Genomic DNA, 25718 nt, shown 5'->3' with positions numbered 1-25718 from the left:
TCCCCCAGGGCGCCGGCTCGCCCGTCCGTGGTCATCTCGCGAAAGCCCCGGACGTGCCCGATCAAGGGACCTAGATTGGCTGCGTGAGCGACGTCCTCGAACGTAAGGTGCTGGAACCGGACCCGGGGATGATCAAGAGCCTCGGCGCGCATCACACGCTCGAGTCGGCGGTGGCCGACCTGATCGACAACAGCGTCGACGCCGGCGCCGACCGCGTCCTCGTCCGGTTCGACACCGAAGGTGGGCACCCCGTCGGCCTGCACGTGGCCGACAACGGGCGGGGCATGGACGGCCGCCAGGCCGACGAGGCGATGCGGCTGGGGCGGCAGCGGAACTACGGCACCGCCGAACAGGGCCACTTCGGCATCGGGCTGAAGGCGGCGTCGTTCAGCCACGCCGACACCATCACGGTGTGCACCACGCCGGCGGCCGCCGAACGGCACGGGCGGCGGCTGCGGCGCGGCGACGTGGAGCGGGACTACGGCTGCGACGTGCTCGACCCCGCGAGCATCCGGCCCGACGCCCTGCTCGCCCGCGTGGGCGGGGCGACCGGCACGGTGGTCAGCTGGTCGGACACGCACTTCCCGCGGGCCGGCGGCACCGGGCTCGGCAACTGGCTCGACGACGCGCGCACCCGCCTCGGGCAGCACCTCGGGCTCACGTACCACCGGCTCATCGAGTCCGGCCGCGTGCGGATCGAGATCGAGGTCTTCGACCGGGAGCGCGACCGGGCCGGCATCCCGGAGCCGGTCGCCGCGATCGACCCGCTCGGGTTCGCCGCCTCCGCGGTGCCGGGCTACCCGCGCACGCTCGTCGCCCAGCTCGGCGCCGACCGGGTGGGCCTCGGCTGCCACATCGTGCCGCCGCGGTCCAGCGGGCCGAACTACCGGCTGTACGGCCGGGACGGCGCCGACTTCCAGGGCTTCTTCATCTATCGGCACGACCGGCTGCTGCAGGCCGGCGGCTGGAACCAGGTGGTCACCGCCGACCGCACCCGCGCGCTGGCCCGGGTCGTGATCGACGACTACCCGGCGCTGGCCGGGCACGTCCGGCTCAACCCGGAGAAGAAGGGCATCGTCTTCTCGCACGACCTGCAGGGCGCGATCGCCCGGGCCGCGTCCTTCCCCGAGTACCTGGCCGCCGCCGAGACGGTCTTCACCGAGTCGCGCAAGCGCCAGCACAAGCGGCGGCCGGTGGCCGAGCCGTCCAAGGGCCTGCACGAGGAGGTCCGGCGGGTCATTCGGGCCGAGATCCCGCTGCGCGCCGAGGAGGGCCCGGTCGAGATCCGCTGGGACGCCCTGCCCGCCGGCCGGTTCTTCGAGCTCGACCGCGAGGGCCGCACGATCTACCTGAACAAGCGGTACCGGCCGATGCTCACCGGCGGCGCCACCGGCCTGAGCGACGCGCCGCTGGTCAAGACCCTGCTGTTCCTGCTCACCGAGGACCACTTCAAGGGCCAGCAGTGGGGCCCGCGCGACAAGGACCTGCTCGAGGTCTGGGACGCCGTGCTCGCGGCCGCCGTCCGGGCCGAGCACGCCTACCGGGAAGGCAACCGCCGATGAGCGCGCCCGTGGCCGACCGGCACCTGTCCCGCGAGGCGCTCGGCGACTACCTGGCCGGCGCGCCCGCGGTCATCGGCGTGCCCGGCACTCCCCCGTGCCGCATCGAGTTCGACCCGCCGCGCCGGCGGATGGCGCTGCGCACCCCGCACGACGGCCAGGAGCCGCCCGACCTGTCGGTGTACGAGCACGTCGAGGCCCGGATCGTCACCGACGGCGGCGCGCCGTGGACCGAGCTACTGATCCGCTACGGCGACAGCGAGTACGAGGCGTACCTGCTGCTCAGCGACGTGGCCGACCTCATCCAGCAGGACGGTCTGCCGTTCGCGGCGGCCGCCCGTTCGTCGCTGGCCACCTTCGGCGACCTGCTCACCCGGGCCGGCGCCCTCTCGGCCGAGCGGCAGACCGGCCTCTACGGCGAGATGCTGTTCCTGGAGTCGTGCATCGGCGCGGTCGGGCCCGAGGCGGCGGTGCAGGCGTGGAAGGGCTACGCCCCGAACGAGCACGACTTCGTCTTTCCCGGCGCCTGCTTCGAGGTCAAGACGACGCGGACCGAGGCGCGGCGGCACACGATCGGCGGGCTCGAGCAGCTGGAGCCGACGCCGGGCACCCCGCTGTGGCTGGTGTCGGTGCAGATCACCGCGGCCACCCCGGCGGTGGGCCGGAGCCTGGCCGATCTGGTCGACGACGTCCGCGCGGCGGCAGGCCCGGCGGCGGGCGCGCTCGACGTCTCGCTCGGGCACGCCCAGTGGCGGGAGCGGGATCGCCCGCTCTACCGCGAGTGCCGGCGGTTGCGGAGCACTCCCGCGGCGTACCCGGTGGATGGGAGTTTCCCGGTCCTGAACCGCGAGGTGATCAAGCGCGGGTGCGCCCGGCCGTCCCTGATCATCGGCGCGACCTACTCGATCGACGTGACCTCGCTCGATCCCGGCCGGCCACCGGCGCCGGGCGACGCGTTCGTCACCGGAGGTGCGCCATGACCATCGCCGCGTGGGAGCACACCCTCGACAGCGCCGTGACCGGGCTGCGCAAGAGCGGGCCGTTCGGGCTGCTCAAGCCGATGAACGCGTTCCTCGACGACGACCTGCCGCCGATCACCGACGGCGACCTCGAACGGCTCTTCGCCGTCCGCACCCAGGTCAACAGCGCGGCCGTACGCCACCTGGCCATGCTCCTGGCCGAGTGGGACTCGGCGGCGGACCCGCCCTGGAACACCGGCGGGACGGCGCCCCGGACGCCGGCCCGCCGCCGCTGGGTCTACGAGCGCCTGCGCCTGCCGGCCGCGGTCGCCGGCCGCCTCGACTTCCTCGCGCCGGTCTCCGAGGAGGAGCCGCCGAACCCCATCAACGAGAAATGGGAGCCCTGGTACTTCGGCGAGCGGCAGGAGCAGTGGGCGTTCTACTGGCCGCACTACCGGGACTATCTGCTCGACAAGCGCGGCTGGCACGGCGACACCGTGGCCGCCCTCGACGAGGCGACCTCCAAGGTCGTCCGGCGGCTCGCCGACCCGACCAAGGCCGGTCCGGCGGATCAGCTGCAGAAGAAGGGCCTCGTCGTCGGCTTCGTGCAAAGTGGCAAGACGGCCAACTTCACCGGGGTCATCGCGAAGGCGATCGACGCCGGGTACCGGCTGGTCATCGTCATGACCGGCACGATCGAGCTGCTGCGCTCGCAGACCCAGCGGCGGATCGACCGCGAGCTGGTCGGCCGGGAGAACCTGCTCGAGGGCGTGGAGAGCGAGGCGGCCAAGGAGTTCGACTACGCCGACGACGAGGAGTGGGCCAACGGCGAGTTCGTGGTGCACGGCGCCGGCTTCACCGATCTCGGCCATCCGGCGATCGAGCGGCTCACCCTGCTCGGCAAGGACTTCGACATCCTCACGGCCGGGCCGGGCACGATGAAGCTCTACCCCCGGGACGCGAGCAAGCCCTTCTACGATCCGGTCAACCTGCGATCCGCGCCCGTACGCCTGCTGGTCGTCAAGAAGAACGCGCACGTGCTCCGCAAGCTGGCCAAGGACCTGGCCAAGGGCAAGGACCTGGACCAGCTGCCGACCCTGATCATCGACGACGAGTCGGACCTGGCCTCGGTCAACACGAGGAGCCCGGGCAAGGTCGCCGAGCGCACGGCCATCAACAAGGCGATCGTCGACCTGCTCCAGCGGCTGCCGCGGGCGCAGCTGGTCATGTACACCGCCACGCCGGCCGCCAACGTCTTCGTCGACCCCGGCGCCGACGACATCTTCCCGCGCAACTTCATCCTGCCGCTCCCCGAGCCGGCCGGGTACATGGGCGTGCGGCACTTCCACGACGTCGACTGGAACAGCGAGGACCCGAAGGACGACCCGGCGACCTCCAACGAGGTGGCCTACGTGCGGACCGTCGGGCCGCCGCCGGACACCGCGGCGGACCGGGCCGAGCGCGAGGCCACGATGCGTGCGGCGCTGGACTCCTTCGTGCTCTCCGGCGCGATCAAGGTGTTCCGCGAGCGGGCCGGGGCGGCGCGGTACCGGCACCACACGATGATGGTCCACGAGACGGTGCGCAACGTGGACCACGACGAGCTCGCCGACTTCATCCGCGGGGTGTGGACCCGGGCCGACTACAGCTCGCCGGCCGCGCTCGACCGGCTGAACGCGCTGTGGGAGACCGACTACCGGCCGGTCTGCGCGGTCCGGGCCGAGGGCTACCCGGTGCCGGCCTCGTTCGACGAGCTGATCGGGCCGATGGGCGAGGCCTACCGGCGCATCCGCGAGGTGGGCGACCCGGTGCTGGTGGTGAACGGCGACGAGGCCGTGCAGAAGAACCAGCAGGCGCTCGACTTCGACCGCAACAGCGTCTGGCGGATCCTGATCGGCGGGGCCAAGCTCAGCCGCGGCTTCACGGTCGAGGGACTGACCATCTCCTTCTACACCCGCAAGGCGCTGCAGGGCGACACGCTCATGCAGGCCGGCCGCTGGTTCGGGTTCCGGCGCGGCTACCGCGACCTGGTCCGGCTCTTCATCCGGCGGGACCCGCCCGGCTCGTCCAACGCGGTCGACCTCTACGAGGCGTTCGAGGGCCTGATGCGCGACGAGATGGCGCTGCGCGAGCGGTTGGCCGAGTACGAGTCGGTCGCCGAGGACGGCTCGGCGTCGGCGATCGAGCCGTGGCAGGTGCCGCCGATCGTGAGCCAGCATCTGCCGTACCTCAAGCCCACCGGCCGCAACAAGATGTTCAACGCCGTCATCAAGGCGGTCGGCGAGTCGGGCAGCCTCAAGGACCGGTACGGCGTGCCGGCCCGCACCGACCTGGACGCCAAGCGGGCCAACTACGGCCTGGTCGTCCCCCTGCTGGCCGAGGCGGTCGAGACCCGGCGGTTCACGTCGAGCCGCAGCAGCCTGAGCAACCTCACCGGGTTCGACGCGAAGATCACGGTGGTCAAGGCCGACCACTTCGTGGACCTCCTCGAGAAGCTGCGCTGGAACGAGCCGTACCGCGAGGTCATCGACCCGGTCGTGCTCTTCTACCGCCGCCTGCTCGACAAGGGACAGCTCGACGACGCGGTCGTCGTCTGGCCGCAGGTGACCAACGCCAACCTGTACGACATGCCGGATCTCGGCCCGGCCCAGGCGATCAAGAAGAGCCGGCGCTCGGACCGGCCCGACACGTTCTCGGGCAGCGACCCGAAGCACCGCGCCGCGCTCGAACGGATCGCCGGCCGGGACACCGGGCTCCCCGACCCGTCGGCGGAGGGCCTGAGCGCCGACCGGCGGGCCGGCCTGCTCGTCTACCTCACCCTGGACCGGGACGTCCCGCCCGCCCCGGGGTCGGCGGTGGCCGAGGAGGACGTGGTCCCGCTGCTGTCGCTGGTGGCACCGGCCAAGTCGACGCCGAACGGCCGCTCGGTCATCGAGTGGACGGTGAAGGGCCGTCGCGGCGAGGCCACGGTCGAGGTCAGTCGATCGTGAAGAGCACGTCCGGGCCGATGTCGCGCCGGGTGACGCCGGGCATGGACTCCACGCCGAGCGCCAGCTCGTAGGGGGTGCCGGTCACCCGGTCGCGCAGGACGACGACGCTGCGGATGCCGAGACGGCGCAGCAGGTCGAGGCTGCCCGGGCTGGGGAACGTCTGCATCACGTCGCGGACCGTCTGCCGGTCCGGGGTGTTGTAGCTGGCGACGCCGTTGACCATGGTCGGGAAGTCGTTGGTCGACCAGAGCAGGGCGGTGCTGTCGAAGCCGTCGTCCGAGGGCAGCACCATGAGCGGGGCGGTGGCCGCCGCCATCGCCGCCGGCTCGGCCGGCTCCCGCACGTGTGCGAGGTCGGGCATGCCCTCCAGGAGCACGAGGATCAGCAGCGGAACGGTCACCACCCGGGCCGCGACCGCCGCCCGCTCGGGCCGGGCGGCGGCACGGGCGGCGCGGGCCAGGCCGGTGACGAAGCCGGCGGCGAGAACGGCCAGGCAGATGGTCGGCCAGAGGATCAGCCGGCCCGGGGTGCGGCCGCCGTCGAAGCCGGGCACGTAGAGGTAGAGCAGCCGGTAGAGGGGGCCGTGGGTGCCCAGGGCGAACAGCACCCCGACGACCGTGCCGGCGAGCAGCAGCAGGCGCTGCCGGACCGACCACACCGACAGGAACATCCCGCCGAACGCGAGCAGGTAGAGCAGGTACCCGCAGAGCAGGGCCTTCTCGTTGTCGGCGGCACCAAGCGCGGCACGGCCGGCGGCGTGCAGCGTGCCCCACGGCAGGGAGTAGCCGGGCGCGACCAGCAGGCTGCGCGGGACCGGCGAGAAGGTGCCGACGTAGTCCCACGACCGGAGCACGTCCGGATAGAACTCACGGACCTGCTCGTACGCGTACGCGAAATAGCCGGTCACCGCCGTGAAGATCAGCCCGCCGGTGAGGTCGCCGAGGACGAGGCGCCGCTCCAGCGGCGGCCGGCCGGAGACCAGCCAGCCGATCGCCGCGCAGAGGCACGCCGCCGCCAGCAGGTAGACGAAGACCAGTCCCATGCCGAAGCCGAGGCTCACCTGCCAGGCCGCGACCAGCCAGCCGGCCACCGCCCAGCCGGGCCGGACCCGATCGGGCCGGTAGCCGCGGGTCATCGACCAGCCGTGCCCCCGGGCCAGCATCGCCACCGCCAGCGTGATGCCGCCGGTGGAGAGGATGTTCAGGTGCCCGACGTGGCCGTACCGCCAGGGCGCGTAGGCCAGGGCGGCCCCGGCCACCGCGCTGCCAACCCGGTCGGCGCCGAGCTGGCGCAGCAACGCGTAGCCGCCGAGGAAGGCCAGCGCGAACGCCAGCACGAACAGGATGTTGTAGCGCAGGAGCGTGGCCGTCACGCCGTTGCCGATCAGCCCGGCCGGCGTGTAGCCGATCAGGGTGTCGTTGAGCGCCAGGGCGTACTTTCCGGGATAGAACGCGTTGGTGTCCCACAGGCCGCCGAAGATGCCGTGCTTGAGCGCGTGGCCGTTCCAGGCGACCAGCCACGCCTGCGCGGCCGTGTCGCCGCCGTCGCCGACGATGGTGTGCGCGGGGTCGCCGATGGTCGCGGGCTTGACCCCGGCCGCGGCCAGATCGGCCGCGTAGGGCGGGATCAGCCACAGCATGGCGATCGCGAGCAGGACCGAGCCGACGCTCGCCACGACCCACTCATGAAGGACAAAGCGGTACGAGCGCTTTGTTTCCACGGCGACCGGCTCGGTCACCTCTTTGATCGCGACATCGGACAACGCGTCCCCCACACGCTGGATCCCGGAAAACGTGAGTGACGCTAACATGACGCTACGCGATTTCATAGAAGTGGCTCGATGTTGCGAGACTCGGCCGGTGGACAAACTCGCCGCCCTCCGCGCCGCCTGCACCGACGCCATCGCCGGCAACGGGCTGACCCCGCCCGCCCGGCTGCTCGCCTCGATCGGTTCCGGCGTCGAACCCGACTTCTACGGCGCCGGCGGCGTCGTGGCCGACCTCGAACGTGAGGTGGCCGAGCTGCTCGGCAAGCCGGCCGCGGTCTTCCTGCCCAGCGGCACCATGGCCCAGGCCGCGACGCTGCGGGTGCACGCCGACGCCCGGGGCGCCCGGACCGTGCTCTGGCACCCGCAGTGCCACCTGCTGCGGCACGAGGACAACGCGTTCGCCCACCTGCACCGGCTGGTCGGGCGGAGCGTCGGCGACGCGGCCCGGCTGCTCACCCTGGACGACCTGCGGACCGTGGCCGAGCCGTTCGCGGCGCTGCTGATCGAGCTGCCGCAGCGCGACCTGGGCGGCCGGCTGCCCGCCTTCGACGATCTCGCCGCGCAGGTGGAGTGGGCCCGCGGGCGGGGCGCCGCCGTCCATCTCGACGGCGCCCGGCTGTGGGAGGCGAGCGCCGGCCACGGCCGGGCGCCGGCCGAGATCGCCGCGCTGTTCGACACCGTCTACGTCTCGTTCTACAAGGGCGTGGGCGCGCTGCCCGGCTGCTGCCTGGCCGGTCCGGAGGACGAGGTCGCCCAGGTCCGCGAGTGGCGCAAACGGCTCGGCGGCACGCTCATGCACCTGTGGCCGGGCGCGGCCTCGGCCCGCAACCTGCTGCCCGGCGCCCTGGCCGAGATGCCGGACCGGATGCGGCATGCCCTCGACATCGCGGCCGCGTTCGAGCGGGTGCCCGGCGTCCGGGTGGTCCCGACGACGCCCGAGACCCCGATGATGCATCTGCTGCTGCCGACGACCGCCGAGGCGTACGCGCAGAATGCCCGCCGCCTGGCCGAGACCGAGAAGCTGTGGGTCGCGCCGCACGTCGCCGCCACCGAGCTCCCGGACGTGGTGCGGGTCGAGCTCACCGTCGGCAGCGCCACCCTGCGGCACTCCGCGGAGTTCGTCGCCGACACGTTCGCGAACCTGATCGGCTGACCGGCGCCTCAAGGGGCCACCGCGGAACGTCGGCGGGTGCCCGGTCGTGGGTCCGTTCGACGGCGCCGGGGCATGTCGGGTTCGTGGTCGGTGACCTCGAGGACGAATCCGACGCGTTCGGGTAGCGGCCCGTCGTAGCAGACGGTGAAGACCGATTCGTCGGTGCCCGTGTGCAACGGCATGGGAGTGCCGGGCATCGGGCGGACGACGATCCGGTCGGTCACTCCGGTGTCCGCCGAGAAGGTGTACGTGACGTCGATGGAGCCGACCGAGCCTTTCTTGCGTACGAAGAACACGGTGTCCTGGCCGCCGTTGATCAACCATCGGTAGGCGCCGGGCCAGATCCAGGTGAACAACACGTCGATGTGCTCGCCGGGTGGCAGGGGATCGGCGAGGCACATGTAGACGACGAGGGCATCGACCTCGTCGTACCAGACCTTGGTGAGGTCGAACGACGGTCCGATGACCCGGGTGCCGTCCGGGGCGGTGCTGAAGGAGTTGGCCGTCACCGCGACGCCCCGTTTCTGGGCCGCGGTCAGGTGCCCGTGTGGAGTCTGTTCGAAGGCCGCCCACACGACGTGGACCGGCTCCTCGCCCGCGCGCAGGGTCCGCCATTGTCGCAGCACCATGTCGCCGCCGCGGCCGACGTCCGCGACCTCGACCCACCGCTCCCAGGTGTAGGCCGTCGCCGACTGCTGGTCGAGGATCGTCCGGGTCAGTCGGCGAATGACAGCATCGGAGCGTGTGCGCCGCCGCCGCTCGTGGCGCAGCAGGGTGGTCAGAATGGCGATCACGACCAGGACGACCGCCAGGGTGACGACGAGGGCCGCGGTCGTGGCCGCGGGGGTCGGCACGGTGACCCCGAAGACAGTGGCCAGGAACGACAGTCCGGCGAGCGGCGCGGCGACGACCTTGCTCGCGCCGAACTCCTCCAGCAGCGAGTTCAGTGCCCGCTGCACACGACGGGTGAGCGGTGCCCGACGGCGGGCCGGCGGTGGCATGGCTGACCGCCTCTCCTCCGAGCGATGTGAGGAAATGATCGTTCCGATGGGCGGCTATCCGGCGACCGAGTGAACACCGCTCTTGCCACGACGGCACCCACCTGCGCAAACACCGTTACCTGAAGTCGATCTCGGGCGAACGCCGGCATCGGCCGTCAAGAATGGAACCGTGGGGAACGGATGAGGGCGCCGCCGGAGGGTTGGTCCGGTGAGCTGGTCGACCTGTTGCGCCGGCTGCGGCACGAGGCCGCAGCGCGAGACGGCCGGATGCCTTCCATGCGGGTGATCGCCGGCGCCTCCGGATACTCGGTCGGATACGTCAACAACGTCTTCAACGGAATACGGACGCCCGCGGCCGATGCCGTGGAAGCGATGGCGTCCGCCCTCGGGGCGTCCGCCGCCGAGGTGAGGCGGGCCCGCTTCTACGCCGAACAGGCACAAGCTGCCGCGCAGCGCCGGTCCACGTCGAGGCCCGTACCGCACCGGCTGCCACCGGACCCGGGCGCCTTCGCGGGCCGCGAGCACGAGCTCGATCTGCTCACGGAGGCAACCTTCCCGCGCGGCACCCGGGACGGCTCGCGGGTCGTGATCGTGACGGGGATCGGCGGCGTCGGCAAGACCTGGCTCGTGGTGCGCTGGGGTCGCCGGCACGCCACCCGGTTCCCGGACGGCCAGGTCTACGTCGACCTCGGCGGGTTCACCTCGGCCGACGAGCCGATGCCCTCCGAGCAGGCCTGCCGCACCCTGCTGGCGGCATTCGGCGTGCGCGTGGGCGACCGGGAGGACCCGGAGGTGCTGTACCGGGACCTGGTGTCGACCCGGCGGGTGCTGATCGTGCTGGACAACGCCCGCGACGCGGCGCAGGTCGCCCCCTTGCTCTCCGGAGAGGGGGCCGCAACCGTCGTGGTGACTAGTCGCGACGATCTTTCCGAGATAGTTCTGCGGCGAGGCGCCGGGGTGCTGCGCCTGGACCCGATGTCACCCGCGGAGGCCCGTGCGGTCCTCGTCGCACGCCTCGGAGACGAACGGCTGCGCGCGGACGAACGGTCGGCGCGGATCGTGGTGGACGCCTGCGGCGGCCTTCCACTCGCCCTCGGCATCGTCGGCGCCCGCGCCGCGCTGCACGCCGACTGGCCGCTGTCGGCGCTGGCCGCCGAGCTCGCCGACTCCGGCACCGTCCTCGACGCGCTGAGCACAGGAACACTGGAGGGCAACCTGCGCAGCGTGTTCGCGTCGTCGGACCGGCCTCTCCGAGCGGCACCGGCCGCTCTTCTCCGGCTGCTGAGCCTGGTTCCCGGGCCCGAGGTCGGCCTGGCCGCGGCGGCCAGCATCGCCGGCCGGCCGCTACGAACGACCCGCGAGCTGCTGCGCGACCTCGAACGGGTGGGACTCGTGCGTCAGCCGGCGCCCGACCTCTACGCGCTGCACGACCTGGTCCGCCTCTACTGGGCCGAACGTGCGGCGCACGACATGCCGTCGACGCGGCGGGAGACCGCGGTCCACCGCATGACCCTGTCCCTGCTGTACGGCGCCTACCACGCCGAGCGCCGGCTCGCGGCGCTGCGAGCGCCGATCGTCCTGGTCCCTCGGGACAACGGCGTACTGGCCGACGATCCGCCGGATCCCCTGACGTGGTTCGACCGCGAGTACCGGAACCTCATCGCCGCACAACAGCACGCGGCCGACCGCGCCCGGCACCGCATCGTCTGGCAGCTCGCGTGGTGCCTCGACAACTACCACTACCGACGCGGGATGCTCACCCAGCACAGCGAGGTCTGGCAGCGCGGGCTCGCGTCGGCGCAAGCGGACGGGGATACCCCAGCGGTCGCGCTCGCCGAGTTGTGTTACGGCAATGTCTGTACGCGCGCCGGCCGGTACGTCGAGGCGTCCGGGCACCTGGCCCGGGCCATGGATCTCGCCACGCGCCTCGGTGACACCGCAAGCCTGGCGCAGGTCCACCGTGCCATGTCCATGGCCGCCGAGGGCCGCGGCGACACCGAGGCGGCGATCGAGCACGCCACGGCGGCACTGCGCCTCTTCGAGGACCTCGGCGAACCGCTGTGGTCCGCCGTCGCGCGCAACGCCTTGGGCGAGGAACTGGCCCGATCCGGCGACCTGGCCGGAGCGCGCGAACACTGCACCGCCTCGCTGGCGATCCACCGCGCGCACCAGAACCGGTCCGGCGAGGCGGCCACCTTGGACAGTCTCGGCATCATCGCGCGCGCCGCAAACGAGCCGGCCGCGGCGGCCGCCTTCTTCGAGGAGGCACTGTCGATCTACCGGGAGCTCGGCAACGACTACTCGACCGCCGACACCCTCGCGCGGCTGGGAGACGTGCTGGCCGACACGCCGGGACGCACGGCCGAGGCCGAACGGTGCCGGCGCGATGCGTACGACCTTTACCGGGCGCAGCATCGCACCGTCGAGGCGTCGCGCCTCGCCCCGGACCTCGGCTAGCGCATCCGGCCGCGTCCGCAGGCTGCTCATGGACACCGTTGACATGGGCGACAGTCGATCTTACGGTTCGACTGTCAGACAGCTTTACTAACAATCCGGGGAGGCCCCATGCCCGCCACCCGTATCCTCGCCGCGGCCGTCGCGGCGATCGTCGCCGGTGCGCTGCCCGCGCCGGCCTACGCCGGACAGCGTCACCGCACGCTGCCCGCGCACGTGTTCGCGCCGTACTTCCAGACCTACACCGACGCCGACCCGGCCGCGGTCAGCAAGGCCTCCGGCGCCCGCTACCTCACCATGGCCTTCCTCCAGACGCAGGCCACCGGCTCGTGCGACATCCTGTGGAACGGCGACCCGGCGACTCCCGTCTCCCCCGCCGTCCACGGCACGCAGATCGCCCGGATCCGGGCCGCCGGCGGCGACGTGGTGCCCTCGTTCGGCGGGTACAGCGCCGACAGCACCGCCACCGAGATCGCCGACAGCTGCACCGACGTCGGGAAGATCGCGGCCGCGTACCGGAAGGTCGTCACCACCTACGGCGTCACCCGGCTCGACATGGACATCGAGGATGCCTCGCTGAACAACACGGCCGCCATCGACCGCCGCAACCAGGCGATCCACCTCGTGCAGCGCTGGGCCGAGCGGCAGCACCGGCCGCTGCAGATCGTCTACACCCTGCCGACCGCGCCCGGCGGCCTCGAGGACAACGCGATAAACGTGCTGGCCAGCGCCCGCCGCTACGGCGCCCGGGTGGACATCGTCAACATCATGACCTTCGACTACTACGACGACCAGGCGCACGACATGGCCGCCGACACCAGAACCGCGGCCGCGGGGCTGGTCGCCACCCTGCGCGAGCTCTACCCGCACCGCTCCGACCGGCAGCTGTGGGCGATGGTCGGCGTCACCGAGATGATCGGCATCGACGACTACGGCTCCGGCGGGGAGACCGGGCCGCTGGAGGTCCTCACGCTCGCCGGCGCCCGCGACGTCACGCGCTGGGCGGCCGCGCACCGGATCGGCGAGCTGTCGTTCTGGGCGCTCGGCCGCGACAACGGCGGCTGCCCGGGCACGCCCGGCTCCGACGACTGCTCGGGCGTGGTGCAGAAGCCGTACGAGTTCACCCACATCATGGGCCGGTTCTGAGGAACTCGATGGTGTGCCGCAGCAGCTCGGCCGAGTCCGTGAACCACAGGGCGTCGGTGCCGGGCGTCGTCCGCAGCCGGGCGTGCGGCAGGTGGGCGGCCAGATAGGAGGCGTGCCCCACGTCGACGTTGAGGCAGTTCCGGCGGTGCAGCACCAGCGTCGGCGCGCCGACCGCGGGCAGCCGGTGGCGCAGGTCGGTGCCGGTGGCGACGGCCCGGACGGCGAGGGCGACCGCGGGACCGGCGGCGCGCCGGCCCAGGCGGTTCCACCACCGCCGGAACTCCTCGTCGGCGGCGACACTGGGTGCGGCCTGCGCGACCGAGTCCACGCCGTGCTCCGGGTCGGCCGGCGAGACGGTGTCGCGGATCAGGGTGTCGGTGGTGCCGCGATCCAGCCCGTACGGATAACCGTCGCCCCGGGTGTAGCGCGGGTAGCACTGCGCGAGCACCAGCGAGCGCACCCGCTCGGGATGGCGCGCGGCGAACTCCAGCGCGACCAGGCCGGTGTCGAAGTTGGCGAACAGGTCGGCCCGGTCGGCGGCGAGGGCGTCGAGGACCCGGCGCACGTCGTCGACCCACTGGTCGAGCGGCGGCCGGCCGGCGGCGAGCGGGTCGGACAGGCCGATGCCGCGCCGGTCGAGGCACACCACCGCGGCGTGCTCGGCGAGGGCGGTCAGCGCCGTGCGGGCGTGCGCCCCGTCGAGCAGGCCGTCGATGGTGATCATCGCGGGGTTGAGGACGAGCAGGAGGCGGCCGCCGTCGGACACGCGCGTGTAGGCGGTGGAGCCGTCGTGGTCGGCGGCATAGCGGATCCGCACGGCGGCCGCCGGCCGAGGCGGGGCGGCGCGCAGCACCTCGGCCTGCACGTCGCGCAGGGCCGGCGACGGGTCGAGACCGACCTCGACGAGCGCGGCCCGGGCGGCGGCCGCGGCCCGCAGCGCCTCGGTCGGCCGGCCCGCCCGGTGCAGGGCCCGCACGTAGAGCACCCACAGCGGTTCGTCGAGCGGGTCGGCCGCGGTCAGCTGCTCCAGCTCGCCCAGCGCCACTCCCGGGTCGCCGCCGGCGGCCAGGCAGCCGAGGTGCTCCTGCACCAGCAGCCGCCGCTCCCGGCGCCAGCCCTGGCGCAGAGCCTCGGCCGCGACCGTGTCCGGCAGCTCGGGGTCGGCCCGCCACAGCCCGCGGGCCTCGGCGAGCTCGGCGGCGGCGTCGTCCGGGCGGCCGTCGGCGAGCAGCCGGCGCGCCCGGGCGCGGGCGGCGGCGACCAGGCCGACGTCGGTGCGGCCGGGATCGGCCGCGAGACGGTACGCGTCGCGGCCCACCCGCTCGACGTCGGCGCCCGGCTCGGCGGCCCGCAGCGCGGCGCGCAGGCGGGACAGGTGGGCGCGGATCGTCTTGACCGCCGAGGGCGGCGGGTCGTCCCAGAGCAGGCGGGCGAGCTCGGCCACGGCCACCGCGCCCGGCGACCGGACGGTCAGGATGCCGAGCAGCTCCCGCGCCTTTCGCTCGAGCCGGGGCGCGGGTCCCTCCGCGGGCTCGACCCGGGCCGTCCCGAGCACTCGCACGACCACAGTGCTCAATCTAGGACCACATCCGGACCACATCCAGAACGCAGCCGTCCCGGGCCGGGTGCCACCTAGCTTCGGCGCATGACCACGTACCGGCCCGGCGACCCGGGCTACGACGAACACCGGCTCGGCTGGAACCGCACCTTCGACTCCCGGCCGGCGCTGATCGTCACGGCGGCATCGACGGCCGACGTGCGCGACGCCGTACGCGCCGCCCGCGAGCACGACCTGCCGCTCGCGGTGCAGGCGACCGGCCACGGCGCCGTCGCCCCGGCCGACGGCGCCCTGCTGCTGAAGACGACGGCGCTGACCGGCATCGCGATCGACCCCCGGCGCCGGCTCGCCCGGGTCGGCCCCGGCGCCGTCTGGGCCGGCGTGAACCGCGCCGCCGCCGCGCACGGCCTGGCCGGGCTCGCCGGCCGGTGCGGCACCGTCGGCGTGACCGGCTACCTGCTCGGCGGCGGCCAGTCGTGGCTGTCGCGCACCTTCGGGTTCGCCGCCGACAGCATCGTCGCCGCCGACGTCGTCACCGCCGACGGGGTGGCGCTGACCGCGACCGCGCGGGAGCACCCCGACCTGTTCTGGGCGCTGCGCGGCGGTGGCGGGAACTTCGGCGTCGTGACGTCGCTGACCTTCCGCCTCCGCCCCGTGCGGCGGGTCTTCTCCGGCATGTCGCTGTACCCGCCGGAGCGGGCGCTCGACGTGTTCTGCGCCTACCGGCAGTGGGCGGCCGCCGAGCCGGAGTCGATGAACACGGCGGTCCTGCTGATCCGCCTGCCGGCGGCCCCGCTCGTGCCGGAGGCGTTGCGCGGCCGGCGGGTGCTGGCGATCCGGGCGTTCCAGCACGGCGAGGACGGCCGGCGCGTCCTCGAGCCGCTGCTGAAGGTGGCCGGGCCGCCGCTGCTCGACGCGTTCCGTCCCCGCTCGTTCCCGGACGCCAGTACGGCCACGAACGGCCCCGACGTGCCGCCGATGGCGAACCGCCAGGAGACCGAGCTGTTCCGCGCGGTGCCGGACGACGCGCTGCGGGCGATCGTCGAGGCCGGCGCGGACGACTCCCCGGTCGCCTTCGCCGAGCTGCGGCACTGGGGTGGCGCGATGGCCGATCCCGGCCCCGACGCCGGCCCGGCCGGGCATCGGGACACCGAGTTCTCGGTCATGGCGGTCGCGGCCTGTCCACCCGATGACCGGACGGCGGCCGACCGAGCGCTCGACCGCCTTTCGGGACGGCTCCGGCCGTACGCGACGGGTGGCGCCTTTTTGAACTTGCTCACCGATCCGACCCGGACCCGCGACGCGTTCACCGCGGGCAACTGGGCGCGGCTGACCGCGGTCAAGCGCGCCTGGGACCCGGCGAACCTGTTCCGCGCCGGCCACACCATCCCGCCGGCGCCCGACCGAGAGGCACTCCCATGAAACGCATCCTCGTCACCGGCGCCACCGGGACCGTCGGCGCCCACGTCGTCCGCGAGCTGCACGAGCGCGGGGCGACCGTCCGCGCGTTCGTCCGCTCCGCAACCCACGTCCCGCGCGGTGCCGAGCCCGTCATCGGGGACTTCGAGGACCTCGCGTCGGTGCGGGCCGCCCTCGACGGCGCCGACCGGGTCTATCTGTGCGCCGCCGACGGGCCGCGCAAGGTCGCGCACGAGACCGCCGTGATCGACGCCGCCGCCGAGCGGGGCGTCGAGCGGATCGTCAAGCTGTCGGCCATGCACGCCGATCCGGCGTCGGCATTGCCGGCCTTCCGCTGGCACGGCGAGATCGAGCGCCACCTCGACCGGTCGGGGGTGCCGGCGGTGATCCTGCGGCCGGCGTTCTTCATGACCAACCTGCTGATGGTGGCCGGGGGCGTCGCGCGAACCGGCACGCTGTACGCGCCGACCGCGGGTCGCCGGGTGGCGATGGTCGACGTCCGGGACGTCGCCGCGGTTGCCGCCGGCACGCTCCTCGAACCCGGGCACGCGGGCCGGGCCTACGAGCTGACCGGGCCGTCGGCGGTCACCTTCGCGGAGGTGGCGGCGGCCCTCGCCGAGGCGACCGGACGTCCCGTGCGCTTCGCCGATCTGACCGAGGAGCAGGCCCGGCCCCGGTTCGAGGGAGCGGGACTGCCGGACTGGCTGGCCGCGCACCTGGCCGGCGTCTTCGGCCTCGTCCGGGCCGGCGGGTTCGAACGGGCCACGGACCGGGTGCGGGCGATCACCGGCCGGCCGGCGCGGGACATCGCCGGTTTCGCCCGCGACCACGCGACGGCGTTCACGCCGGCACCGGCCCCGGCCGCGGGATGACCGCGGGCGGCGGCCCGGAGGACCCGGGCCGCCGCCCCACGTGTCACGAGATGCGGATCTTGGCGGAGGTGCCGTTCTCCTGCAGGACCCGGATCTTCACACCGACCGCGGGCAGCTTGACCCCGTGGTTCGGCAACTCGTCGTAGAAGTACTTCTGGGTGTCGTCGAACAGCGGCTGGGCGGCCTGTCCGCGTACGTAGGACGCCTGGCCGTTGACGTGCAACGTCATCGAGTCCGCCTTGCGCAGGCCGAACGGCGCGTCGTAGACCTGGATGCGGGCGCTGAACGGCAGGCCGTCGAGCCGGTAGAACGGGCGCGGGTGCGCGTCGATGTACAGGTTGCGGCCCTGGCCCGGATGCCAGTTGGTGTCGTTGTCGGTCTGCGAGGTGTCCCAGTACGAGATGAGCACACCCGTCTGGTACGAGTAGTGCTCGACCCAGTCCGGCTTGGTGTTGAGGAAGCCGAAGTTGTACGGGCCGGTCTTGAGATACCGGTCGTAGGAGACGTAGGTCCGGTGCCCGGCGATGTAGAAGTTGTCGTAGTCGCCGGTCGCGCTGGTCCCGACCGTCTTGAAGCCCTTCAGCGTCCACGGCGAGGTGGTCGCCTCGGCGTCGTCGCGGAACAGCACCGTGGTCCCGTCGACGACCTGGAGGTTGTCGGAGAAGAAACCACCGGCCGAGTAGCCGCCGTCGGTGCGGTAGTAGAACTGCAGATAGACCTTCTTCCCGGCGTACGCGTTCAGCGGCACCGACATGTCCACCCACTGGTTGTCGGTCGACCCGGTGACGGCCGGCCGCGGCGGGTTCGCGCCGTCACGGCCGAACGGCTCCCCGTTGACGGTCCCGTCCAGCGCCGTCCACTTCTGACCGTCGAGCGACGCCCGCACGTACAGGTAATCGAAGTCCTCCTCGACGTTGTAGCGCGCCTTGAGGGTGAGCGCCGGCGCGGTCGTGCCGGTGAGGTCGAACTGGCGGGTCATCGAGTTGCGCAGGTCGTCGGCGTTACCGGAGAAGTATTGCCGGGACCCCTCGAAGGGCGCGCCGAACTCGGTGGTGACCCGTTTCTTCGGCAGCACGACGACGGCGGCCTGGGCCTTGTCGCTGTTGTACTCCTGGGGGCCGAGGGTCAGCGTGCGCTTCTGCTTGGCCACCACGGTCTCGTAGTCGAGCCAGCCGAGCTGCAGCTTGTTCCAGGCGCCGAGGTCGCCGGGCCGGGTGCCGAGCGGCTCGCCGGTGCCGTTGAGCCGGCTCTGCGCCATCAGCGTCCAGTACTCGTTGTTGTTGGTGCCGCCGGTCAGCACGTTGTAGTCGTCGGGCAGGCCGAGGTCGTGGCCGTACTCGTGGACGAAGACGCTGAGGCCGCCGTTCTCGGGCTGGATCGTGTAGTCGCCGATCCACAGGCCGGTGCCGGCGATCTCGGTGCCGCCGAGAAGGTTGCCGGTGGGTCCGCGGTCACCCTCGTCGTCCCCGTACGCGAAGGCGCGGTGACTCCAGATGGCGTCCTCACCCTGGTACGGGTCGCCGTCGGCCTCGTCGCCACCGGCGTGCACGATCTGGAAGTGGTCGAGGTAGCCGTCCGGCTCGTTGAAGTTGCCGTCGGCGTCGTAGTCGTACCGGTCCCACCGGTCGAAGGTCTTGAGCTCGGCCACGACGTCGGCCTTGCTGCGGCCGGCCGCCAGCTGGTCGGCGACCCATTGGTTGGCGGCGTCGCGCACCAGGTCGAACGTGGTGTTGCAGACGTTGCCGCCGCAGACGTTGGGGTCGTCGCCGTTCGCGTCCTTCGGGTCGTCGCCGGAGCGGCCGTACCGGGCCTCGTTGTACTTGACCTTGACCCAGTCGGTGACGGTGCCGTCGACGCTGTACCGCCCCGAGGACTGCGTCTCGTAGTACGTCTTGACCGACTGGGTGTTCCGGCCCTTGCCGAAGTACAGGTCCTGGTAGTGCTGCCGGCTGTAGTCGGCCTGCCAGACGGTGGTGTTGTCGAGCGACCGGTCCGGCTGCGGGATCTGGTTGTGCAAGGGACCGTCGAAGCGCTGCGGCCCGGCCGTGGCCGGGTCGGTGTCCCGGTCCGGGAACCGCGGGTCGCGCTCGTTGCCGAACTCGGCGAGGATCACGAAGATCCGGTCGGTCTTCTCGCGGGCGAGCTCGACGTACTGGTCGCGGTTGTCCCGCCCGCCGTGGCGGTGGCGGGACTCGCGGCCGAACGCGCCGCCGCCGGCGGCCTGGCCGACCTTGACGACCTGGCTGCCGTTGCGGTTCTCGGGCCTGGCGCGGCCGGAGAGGACGTCGCTGACGGCCTTCTCCCGCAGCGCCCGGCGCTTCCGCTCGAGCGGGCCGACCAGCTCGTCGCTCGACGCCTCGGACCCGTTCTTGACGGAGGGGACGGCGGCCGGGCTGTCGGCCGGCGGGGCGGCCACGGCGGCCGGGCTGAGCGAGATGCCCAGGCCGGACGCCAGGCTGAGGCCCAGCAATCCCACTACGACTTTGCGCATCGACTTTCCCCCCGGGGGTGATCACGCCGGCGCCACCGGTGAACGCGGGGCCGGCCCGGATGCAAAAAAGGGCGGCCCGGTCGGGGCCGCCCTGGAACGTTTGCATCGATCACCGGCGAGGGAAAGACCTAGATCGGTATCGAATCAATATTCGCGGAGATCGCGACTACGGAAGTTTCCGGCCTTCCCGGGCGACTTCCCGTCCCCTGACGTAGACGGCCCGCACCCGGTGCAGTGCCGCGAGGTCCGTGCCCGGGTGGCCGTCGACGACGAGCAGGTCGGCGTCGTAACCGGCCGCGATGCGGCCCTTGCGGTCGCCGAGCCCGCAGGCGCTCGCGGCGGCCGAGGTGGCGGCCCGCAGCGCCTCGGCCGGGGTCATGCCGAGCGCCGTGGCCTGCCGGATCGCCCACGGCAGCACGTCGTGGGGCTTGGCGGCGGCGATGCCGGCGTCGCTGCCGAGGACCATGGTGGCGCCGTGCTCGTACAGCGCCCGGGTGTTCGCGATCAGCTTCGGGATGCGCTCGATCATGAACGGTGGCAGATCACCGGCGCCGGGCTTGGCCCCGATGGTCAGGCCCAGCGTCACCGGCCGCCGGTTCAGCAGATCGAAGACCTTCGCCGGTACGGGGTCGACGCCGTCCTCGGTCATGAAGGACACGTGCTCGACGCCGTCCACCCCGGCCTCGAGCGCGTCGATCACCGGCCGGCGGCCGTGCGCGTGAGCCGTCACCGGCAGCCCGAACCGATGTGCCTCGTCCACCGCCGCACGCAGGTCCGGGACGGAGAACTGCGAGTCCGCCACCCGGGTGCCCGGCGTCAGGTTCCCGCCGCTGGCCATGATCTTGACGACGTCGACACCGCGGCGCGCGTGCTCGCGCACCGCCCGCCGCAGGTCGGGCCCGGCCACCCCGCCGCCGAGATAGTGGCAGTGGCCGTCCGGCGTGGTCAGTGGCGGCCCGGCGGCCACGATCGTGGGCAGCGTCGGGTCGGACCGGGCCGCGTCCCGCAGGCCGAGCGACAGGTATCCGCGGTCGCCGAGGTCCCGGACGGTCGTCACGCCGCCGGCGACCGCGGTGCGCGCGGCCACGCTCATCGCCAGGAAGGCGGCCGCGTCGTCCCGCCGGGCCAGCCGCCCGACCGGGTCGTCCGACGCGTCGAAGGCGAGGTGGACGTGGGTGTCGATCAGGCCGGGCAGGATCGTCGCGGCGCCGAGGTCGACGACCGTGGCCCCGGCCGGCGGCTCAAGGCCGCGACCGGCCGCGACCACCGAGGCGCCGGCCAGCAGAACGGTCGGATCCGGTACGAACTCCAGGGTCACGCCGTCGAACATCCACGAGGCGCGCAGTGCCACCAGTCCTGATGTCGTCGTCATGGACACAGCGTCGGCCGGGCGCGCCGCCCGGGCATCGGTGGCACTACGGAGACGGAGTACGCATTCCCGACGCCACCCAGCCCGCGATCTGCCGCCGGCTGGCGAATCCCAGCTTGGTCAGGATGTGCTGGATGTGGCTCTCGGCGGTGCGCTCACTGATGTGCGCGGCGGCGGCGATCTGCCGGTTGGTGAGCCCGCGGGCGGCCAGCCCGGCGATCTCCCGCTCGCGCCGGGTGAGCGGGCCGGCCACGCCCAGCCCGGCCAGCAGCGCGGCGGCGTCCCGGGCCAGCGGCCGCATCCCGAGCGCCTCGGCCTCGGCGCCGGCCGCGACGGCGAGGGCGGCCGCCTCCTCCCGGTCGCCCGGGCGCCGCCGCCGGGCGAGCGTGCGGGCCAGGTGATAGCGGGCGGCGGCGGCCATCGGCGGCAGGCCGGCGGCCTCGTTGCGCCGCACCGCCTCGCGCAGGTGCCCGGCCGCGTCGTCGAGCCGGCCGCAGGTGGCGGCGGCGATGCCGAGCGGCATCCGGGCCGAGCCGCCGGTCAGCACCACCCCGGCGCCGCCGCAGACGAAGTAGTCGGCCCAGGGAAGCAGCCGCCGGTGGACCTCGGCGGCCATCTCCCGGTCGTCGAAGGCGGCAGCCAGCTCGGCGGTGCCGCCCAGCGCCGAGATTAGCACGAACCGCGGCACCGACGCCAGCGGCGGCAGCGTCCGGTAGAGCCGCTCGGCGCCGTCGCGGTCGCCGTGCGCGAGCTTCCAGGTCGCGAACATGGCCCGGAGGAACTCGGCGGCGACGCCGGCGAACCCGGTCGACCCCGGTTCCTCGGGCACGGCCGCCGCATCCCCGGTGATCGCCGCGAGGCCGAGCAGGAAGCCGACCGAGGGGGTGAGGGCGCCGTCGTGGGCGGCCTGCCGGGCGAGCGCCTCGGCCTGGCGGCCGTGGGTCAGCGCGTCGGCGAACCGGCCCCGGGCGTGGTCCATCGTGGCCCGGACCCGCACCGCGTGCCAGCGGGCCAGTGGCGTGCGCAGCCGGCGGGCGGCCTCGGCGACGGCCGGCAGCCCCGCCTCGGCCCGGTCGATCTCGCCCAGCTGGACGTGCGCGTCGAACCGCCACAACCCGGCCCACAGGGCGGCGTCGTCGTCGCCGGCCCGGCCGATCTCGGTCAGCCGGCCGGCCAGCTCCAGCCGGTCCCGTGCGCCGTCGGGTACGCCCCGTACGAGCTGGCGGGCGCGCAGCGCCTCGATCAGCGCCCGCTTGTCGCCGAGCCGCTCGGCCATCGCCAGCGCCGCGCGCGAGCGCTGATCGGAGGCCGGGGACTCGGTCCAGACGTCGGCGGCGACCAGTTGGGCGAGCAGGCGGGCCCGCAGTGGGCTGTCCTCGTCCGGCAGACCGGCCAGCGCCTCCTCGCAGAGGGCACGACCGGCCCGTTCCCAGATGAAGTCGGTGACGCCCTCCATCACCAGCACCGCACGGCCGAGCGCCGGGTAGTCGGCGCGCCGGCGGGCCGAATCGGCGGCCCCGGTCAACGAGACGCGGGCCCCGTCGACGTCGTACGCCTTGATCTGGGCCCGCGCCCGCTCGATCAGCAGGTCGGTCCGCTCGCTCTCGCCGGCGCCGCCGGCCCGCAGCGCCCGCTCGTACCAGAGCGCCGCCTCCTCCCAGGCGAGCTGGGCGGCCGCCTGCTCGGCGGCGTCGGCCGCCCAGCGCGTCGCGGCCGGGGCGTCGACCAGCGGCGCGGCCTCGATCAGGTGGTACGCGACCAGGGCCGCGCGCTCCCGGGCACCGGGCCGCGCGGCGAGAAAGCCGCCCAGCCGGGCGTGCAGCCGCAAGCGCTCGGCGGTGGCGACGTCGAGGCCGGCCGACTCGCGGATGATGTCGTGGGTGAAGTCGTATCCGGGAGCCGGGGCGACAATCCCGGCGGCGGCCGCCTCGTCCAGCGCGCCGAGGACGCCGGCCGGGCCGAGCTCGAGGACGGCCGCGAGGTCGAGGGGCTCGGTGGTGCCGAGAACCGCGGCGGCGGCCACGACGGACCGGCACGGCGGCGTCAACCGGCCGAGCCGGGCGCGGACGGCATCGCGTACGCCCTCGGGCAGATCGCCCTCGCGGGCGCCCGCCAGCACCCGCCCCAGCTCACCGACGAAGAACGGGTTTCCGCCGGTCCGGCGGCGGACCGCGGCGGCGACGGGCTCCGGCACCGCCCAGCCGGCGATGTCGCACAGTTGCTCGCCGACCTCCGCCTCGCTCAGGCCGGTGAGCACGATCCGGGTAGTCGCCGGCTCCCGGCTCAGCTCGGCCAGTGCCGCCCGCAACGGCTCCCGCCCGGCCGTCTCGGTGGTGCGGTAGGCGGCCACCACCGCCAGCCGGGAAGCGGCCAGCGACCGGGCCAGGTGGACGAGCAGCTGCAGCGAGCCCGGGTCCGCCCAGTGCAGATCGTCGAGGACGAGCACGAGGCCGGCCGGCTCGGCCGCGTCGATCAGCGCCGCCGACACCGCCTCGAACCGCCGGAAGCGTTCCTCGGCCGCGCTCGCCGCTCCGAACATGCCGGGCCGCCCCAGCGCCTGGAGGATCTGGCGGAAGGGCCAGTACGGCGGGCTGCCCGCCGGCTCGATCGCCCGCCCGTGGGCGACGGGGACGCCGGCCGTGGCCGTCAGCCCGGCCAGTCGCGTCTTGCCCGCCCCCGGCTCGCCCGCGATCAGCACCAGCCGGCCGGAGCCGGACCGGGCGCTGTCCACCGCGGCCAGGAGGAGCTCCCGCTCCCGCCGGCGCCCGATGAACGTGCCCGCCCGCTCGCCCGTGGCTCCTCCGGTCTCACCGATCCGGGGTCTGCCGTCCCATCGTAGTGGGGCGGGTCCCGGCCGGACGAGCCTCGCCGCGGCGGCCGGACTCGTCGGAGCGGCCGGGCTCGCCCGGGCGGCCGGTCTCGCCCGGATGGCGGGACGGAAGCCGGTTCGTCGGTATCCGTACGGTGAAGGTGGTCGCCGGGCTGCCGGCCTCGCTCACCTCGATGACACCGCCGTGCTGCTCGACGATCGTCCAGGCCAGGCTCAGGCCGAGCCCGGCGCCCGGCATGCCGCTGTGGCGGGCGCCGTCGCCGCGGAAGAACGGTTCGAACAGGCGTGGCCGCTCGTCGGCGCGGATCGGGACGCCGGTGTTGGAGACCGAGACCACCGCGGTGTGTTCGCCGGGCGTCAGCCGGATGTCGACCGGCGAGCCGGCCGCGGACCAGGTCAGCGCGTTGGCGATCAGCTCGTCGGCGACCTGGCGCAGCCGGTCCGGGTCGCCGACGATCGGGGCGCTGCCGGGCGCCTCGATGCGGATCGGGTGGGTGCGGTCCCCGGCGCGCGCGGCGTCGGCCGCCTCGCGCAGCACGAGCGCCAGATCCATGGGGCGCCGGCGCACGTCGAGATGCCCGGCCCGCAGCGCGGCCACGTCGAGCAGCTTGAGGACGACGGCACGCAGGCTGGCCGTGTTGCGCTGCACCACCAGCAGCATCTGGCGCTGGTCGCCGGTCAGGCCCGCCTCCTCCAGCAGCATCTCGGTGTAGGCCTGGATACTGGTGAGCGGCGTCCGCAGCTCGTGGCCGACCAGCGCGATGTACTGGTCGCGGGCCCGGTCCAGCTCGGCCGCCAGCCGCTCGGCGCGGCGGCGGGCGAGGAAGACGCCCAGGGGTGGTGTGACGCCGGTGACCATCCCGGCGCGGACGTCGCCGGGGATCTCGGCGACGTCCGCGTAGCAGACCAGCACGCCGAGCGGGTGCGGGCCGAGGGGCACCGGCACCGCCAGCGCCGTACGCAACGGGCCGTCCTCCCGGCCCGGCTGGTACACGGGCTGCTTGTCCGCCCACGCGCGCCCGGCCAGGCCCTGACCCGGCGCCAGGAACTCGGGGAGCCCGGGCGGCAGGTCGAGGGCCGGACCGGCCCAGCGGCCGGCCCGATGGATCAGGCCGGCCGCCTCGTCCCAGCACCAGAACTCGACCAGGTCCCAGCCGAGGATCGAGCCGATCAGCCGGGTGGCCTCGTCGAGGACCTGCCCGTCGGCCTCCGGGCGGGCGGTCGCCTTGGCGATCGCCAGCTCGCATTCCTGCAGGCGGGCGGCGCGCCGGGCGGCGGTGATCTCGTGGATCGCGACCACGGCCGCCACCCCGGGCTGGCCGGTCACCGGACGGCTGTGCACGCGGAAGAACCGCCGGAGCCGGCCCGGCGGCCGGAGGACGATCTCGACGTCGTCGACCCGCTCGCCCCGGAGGGCGCGCAGCAGCGGCAGGTCCGGTCCGATCGGGCGGCCGTCCGCCCCGTAGAGGTGCAGCTGCCGGCCCCACTCCGCGGCCGTCACCTCGCCGAGGGTGTCGCCCATCAGCTCGCGGGCGGCGTCGTTGTAGAGCACCGGCCGCCCGGCGGCGTCGGTGCCGATGACGGCCGGCTCCAGGCTGTCGATCACCGCCTCCAGCGCCTCGTGGCGCCGCTGGAGGCGACGGCGGGCGAAGATCTCGGCCGCCATCTGCTCGGTCCGCACCCGCAGCGCGCCGGCCAGCTGGGCGGCCTCGGCGTTCCCGTCGTGCGCGCTGACGAAGGCGGTGACGTCCTCGGCGCGGTGCACGATCCAGCGCAGCCTCCCGTCCCGGTCGAGCACCGGCGCGTTGACCGGCGCCCAGTAGCGGACGTCGAACGTGCCGCCGGCCATCGGGATGTCGTACTTCTGGATCTCCATGACGTCGACGACCAGCTCGCGCCGGACGCGGCCGAGGGAGGCGCCGAGCTTGGCGGTGCCGCTCGCGGCCGGGTCGTCCGGGTTGTCGGGGAAGGCGGCGAACACCGGGCGGCCGATCAGCTCGGCCCGGCTGCGGGCGGTGGCGTTCAGGTAGGCCTCGTTGGCGTCGACGATCGTCAGCTCGGGGTCGAGGACGAGAAACGCGGTCGGAGCGCTGCGGAACAGCGCTTCATAGTCGACCGCTCCGGACATATCGCCCACAAGGGTCTAGCG

The 25718-nt window shown here is 73.7% G+C and carries 15 protein-coding genes; 8 read left to right on the top strand and 7 right to left on the bottom strand.

The genetic code is table 11. From position 1 onward, the window contains the following. The first annotated feature begins 83 nt into the window (after positions 1-83). From ACQP2F_RS12265 to ACQP2F_RS12255, 3 genes are read left to right on the top strand one after another with little or no spacing between them, the layout of a single operon-like run. Positions 84-1562: an ATP-binding protein gene (locus ACQP2F_RS12265; protein WP_433303535.1), complete on the top strand. Its 1479-nt coding sequence runs from the start codon at positions 84-86 to the stop codon at positions 1560-1562. Beyond that, a complete protein-coding gene (locus ACQP2F_RS12260; RefSeq protein ID WP_433303533.1) occupies positions 1559-2539 on the top strand; it encodes a PD-(D/E)XK motif protein in 981 nt (326 codons plus the stop codon). The genes ACQP2F_RS12265 and ACQP2F_RS12260 overlap by 4 nt, the downstream gene beginning before the upstream one ends. Continuing rightward, positions 2536-5508 (top strand): Z1 domain-containing protein, encoded by a 2973-nt coding sequence (locus ACQP2F_RS12255; RefSeq protein WP_433303532.1) that lies wholly within the window; start codon positions 2536-2538, stop codon positions 5506-5508. The genes ACQP2F_RS12260 and ACQP2F_RS12255 overlap by 4 nt, the downstream gene beginning before the upstream one ends. Here the strand turns inward: ACQP2F_RS12255 and ACQP2F_RS12250 are convergent. Continuing rightward, positions 5495-7282 carry a hypothetical protein gene (locus ACQP2F_RS12250; protein ID WP_433303530.1) on the bottom strand — a complete coding sequence of 596 codons (1788 nt, stop codon included), beginning with the start codon at positions 7280-7282 and terminating at the stop codon, positions 5495-5497. The two genes, ACQP2F_RS12255 and ACQP2F_RS12250, sit on opposite strands and share 14 nt — an antisense overlap. Positions 7283-7367: 85 nt before the next feature. On the opposite strand from ACQP2F_RS12250, the gene ACQP2F_RS12245 reads away from it, so the two are divergent. Next, positions 7368-8429 carry a threonine aldolase family protein gene (locus ACQP2F_RS12245; protein WP_433303529.1) on the top strand — a complete coding sequence of 354 codons (1062 nt, stop codon included), beginning with the start codon at positions 7368-7370 and terminating at the stop codon, positions 8427-8429. A gap of 8 nt (positions 8430-8437) precedes the next feature. Here the strand turns inward: ACQP2F_RS12245 and ACQP2F_RS12240 are convergent, their stop codons facing one another. Further along, on the bottom strand, positions 8438-9388 hold the full coding sequence (locus tag ACQP2F_RS12240) for a hypothetical protein (protein WP_433303527.1): 951 nt from the start codon (positions 9386-9388) through the stop codon (positions 8438-8440). A 222-nt stretch (positions 9389-9610) separates the two neighbouring features. Here ACQP2F_RS12240 and ACQP2F_RS12235 point away from each other — a divergent pair, with 222 nt between their 5' ends. Together ACQP2F_RS12235 and ACQP2F_RS12230 are read left to right on the top strand one after the other, a co-directional pair. After that, the gene (locus tag ACQP2F_RS12235) at positions 9611-11887 is read left to right on the top strand and encodes a tetratricopeptide repeat protein (protein ID WP_433303525.1); all 2277 of its coding nucleotides are present in this window, start codon (positions 9611-9613) and stop codon (positions 11885-11887) included. 108 nt (positions 11888-11995) lie between these two features. Beyond that, on the top strand, positions 11996-13030 hold the full coding sequence (locus tag ACQP2F_RS12230) for a chitinase (protein ID WP_433303523.1): 1035 nt from the start codon (positions 11996-11998) through the stop codon (positions 13028-13030). Here the strand turns inward: ACQP2F_RS12230 and ACQP2F_RS12225 are convergent. Next, positions 13014-14597: an alpha/beta fold hydrolase gene (locus ACQP2F_RS12225; RefSeq protein ID WP_433303521.1), complete on the bottom strand. Its 1584-nt coding sequence runs from the start codon at positions 14595-14597 to the stop codon at positions 13014-13016. The genes ACQP2F_RS12230 and ACQP2F_RS12225 overlap by 17 nt on opposite strands. 78 nt (positions 14598-14675) lie before the next feature. On the opposite strand from ACQP2F_RS12225, the gene ACQP2F_RS12220 reads away from it, so the two are divergent. Together ACQP2F_RS12220 and ACQP2F_RS12215 are read left to right on the top strand one after the other, a co-directional pair. After that, positions 14676-16010, top strand: coding sequence for an FAD-binding oxidoreductase (locus tag ACQP2F_RS12220; protein ID WP_433303518.1), 1335 nt, complete (start codon positions 14676-14678; stop codon positions 16008-16010). After that, positions 16007-16879, top strand: coding sequence for an SDR family oxidoreductase (locus ACQP2F_RS12215; protein WP_433303516.1), 873 nt, complete (start codon positions 16007-16009; stop codon positions 16877-16879). The genes ACQP2F_RS12220 and ACQP2F_RS12215 overlap by 4 nt, the downstream gene beginning before the upstream one ends. A gap of 43 nt (positions 16880-16922) precedes the next feature. Here ACQP2F_RS12215 and ACQP2F_RS12210 read toward each other — a convergent pair whose 3' ends face one another. The 4 genes from ACQP2F_RS12210 to ACQP2F_RS12195 all read right to left on the bottom strand — a co-directional run bounded on the left by ACQP2F_RS12210 (position 16923) and on the right by ACQP2F_RS12195 (position 25697). Then, complete coding sequence (locus tag ACQP2F_RS12210; protein ID WP_433307459.1) at positions 16923-19355, bottom strand: immune inhibitor A domain-containing protein; 2433 nt, start codon at positions 19353-19355, stop codon at positions 16923-16925. A 181-nt stretch (positions 19356-19536) separates the two neighbouring features. Continuing rightward, entirely contained in the window at positions 19537-20742 is a 1206-nt protein-coding gene (locus ACQP2F_RS12205; protein ID WP_433303514.1) for an amidohydrolase family protein, read from the bottom strand. A gap of 43 nt (positions 20743-20785) precedes the next feature. Continuing rightward, on the bottom strand, positions 20786-23470 hold the full coding sequence (locus tag ACQP2F_RS12200) for an ATP-binding protein (RefSeq protein WP_433303512.1): 2685 nt from the start codon (positions 23468-23470) through the stop codon (positions 20786-20788). A gap of 76 nt (positions 23471-23546) precedes the next feature. Further along, positions 23547-25697: an ATP-binding protein gene (locus ACQP2F_RS12195; RefSeq protein WP_433303510.1), complete on the bottom strand. Its 2151-nt coding sequence runs from the start codon at positions 25695-25697 to the stop codon at positions 23547-23549. Positions 25698-25718: the final 21 nt, after the last annotated feature.

The organism is Actinoplanes sp. CA-030573 (assembly GCF_050951115.1).
Classification (GTDB): domain Bacteria; phylum Actinomycetota; class Actinomycetes; order Mycobacteriales; family Micromonosporaceae; genus Actinoplanes.
The sequence above is the reverse complement of the archived record's forward strand: the minus strand, read 5'-3'. Positions and strand labels throughout refer to the sequence as shown.

Excerpts from the sequence above, each read along its gene's own strand:
- ACQP2F_RS12260 (WP_433303533.1), top strand. The coding sequence starts at position 1,559 with ATGAGCGCGCCCGTGGCCGACCGGCACCTGTCCCGCGAGGCGCTCGGC.
- ACQP2F_RS12255 (WP_433303532.1), top strand. The coding sequence starts at position 2,536 with ATGACCATCGCCGCGTGGGAGCACACCCTCGACAGCGCCGTGACCGGG.
- ACQP2F_RS12235 (WP_433303525.1), top strand. The coding sequence starts at position 9,611 with ATGAGGGCGCCGCCGGAGGGTTGGTCCGGTGAGCTGGTCGACCTGTTG.
- ACQP2F_RS12230 (WP_433303523.1), top strand. The coding sequence starts at position 11,996 with ATGCCCGCCACCCGTATCCTCGCCGCGGCCGTCGCGGCGATCGTCGCC.
- ACQP2F_RS12220 (WP_433303518.1), top strand. The coding sequence starts at position 14,676 with ATGACCACGTACCGGCCCGGCGACCCGGGCTACGACGAACACCGGCTC.
- ACQP2F_RS12215 (WP_433303516.1), top strand. The coding sequence starts at position 16,007 with ATGAAACGCATCCTCGTCACCGGCGCCACCGGGACCGTCGGCGCCCAC.
- ACQP2F_RS12205 (WP_433303514.1), bottom strand. The coding sequence starts at position 20,742 with ATGACGACGACATCAGGACTGGTGGCACTGCGCGCCTCGTGGATGTTC.
- ACQP2F_RS12195 (WP_433303510.1), bottom strand. The coding sequence starts at position 25,697 with ATGTCCGGAGCGGTCGACTATGAAGCGCTGTTCCGCAGCGCTCCGACC.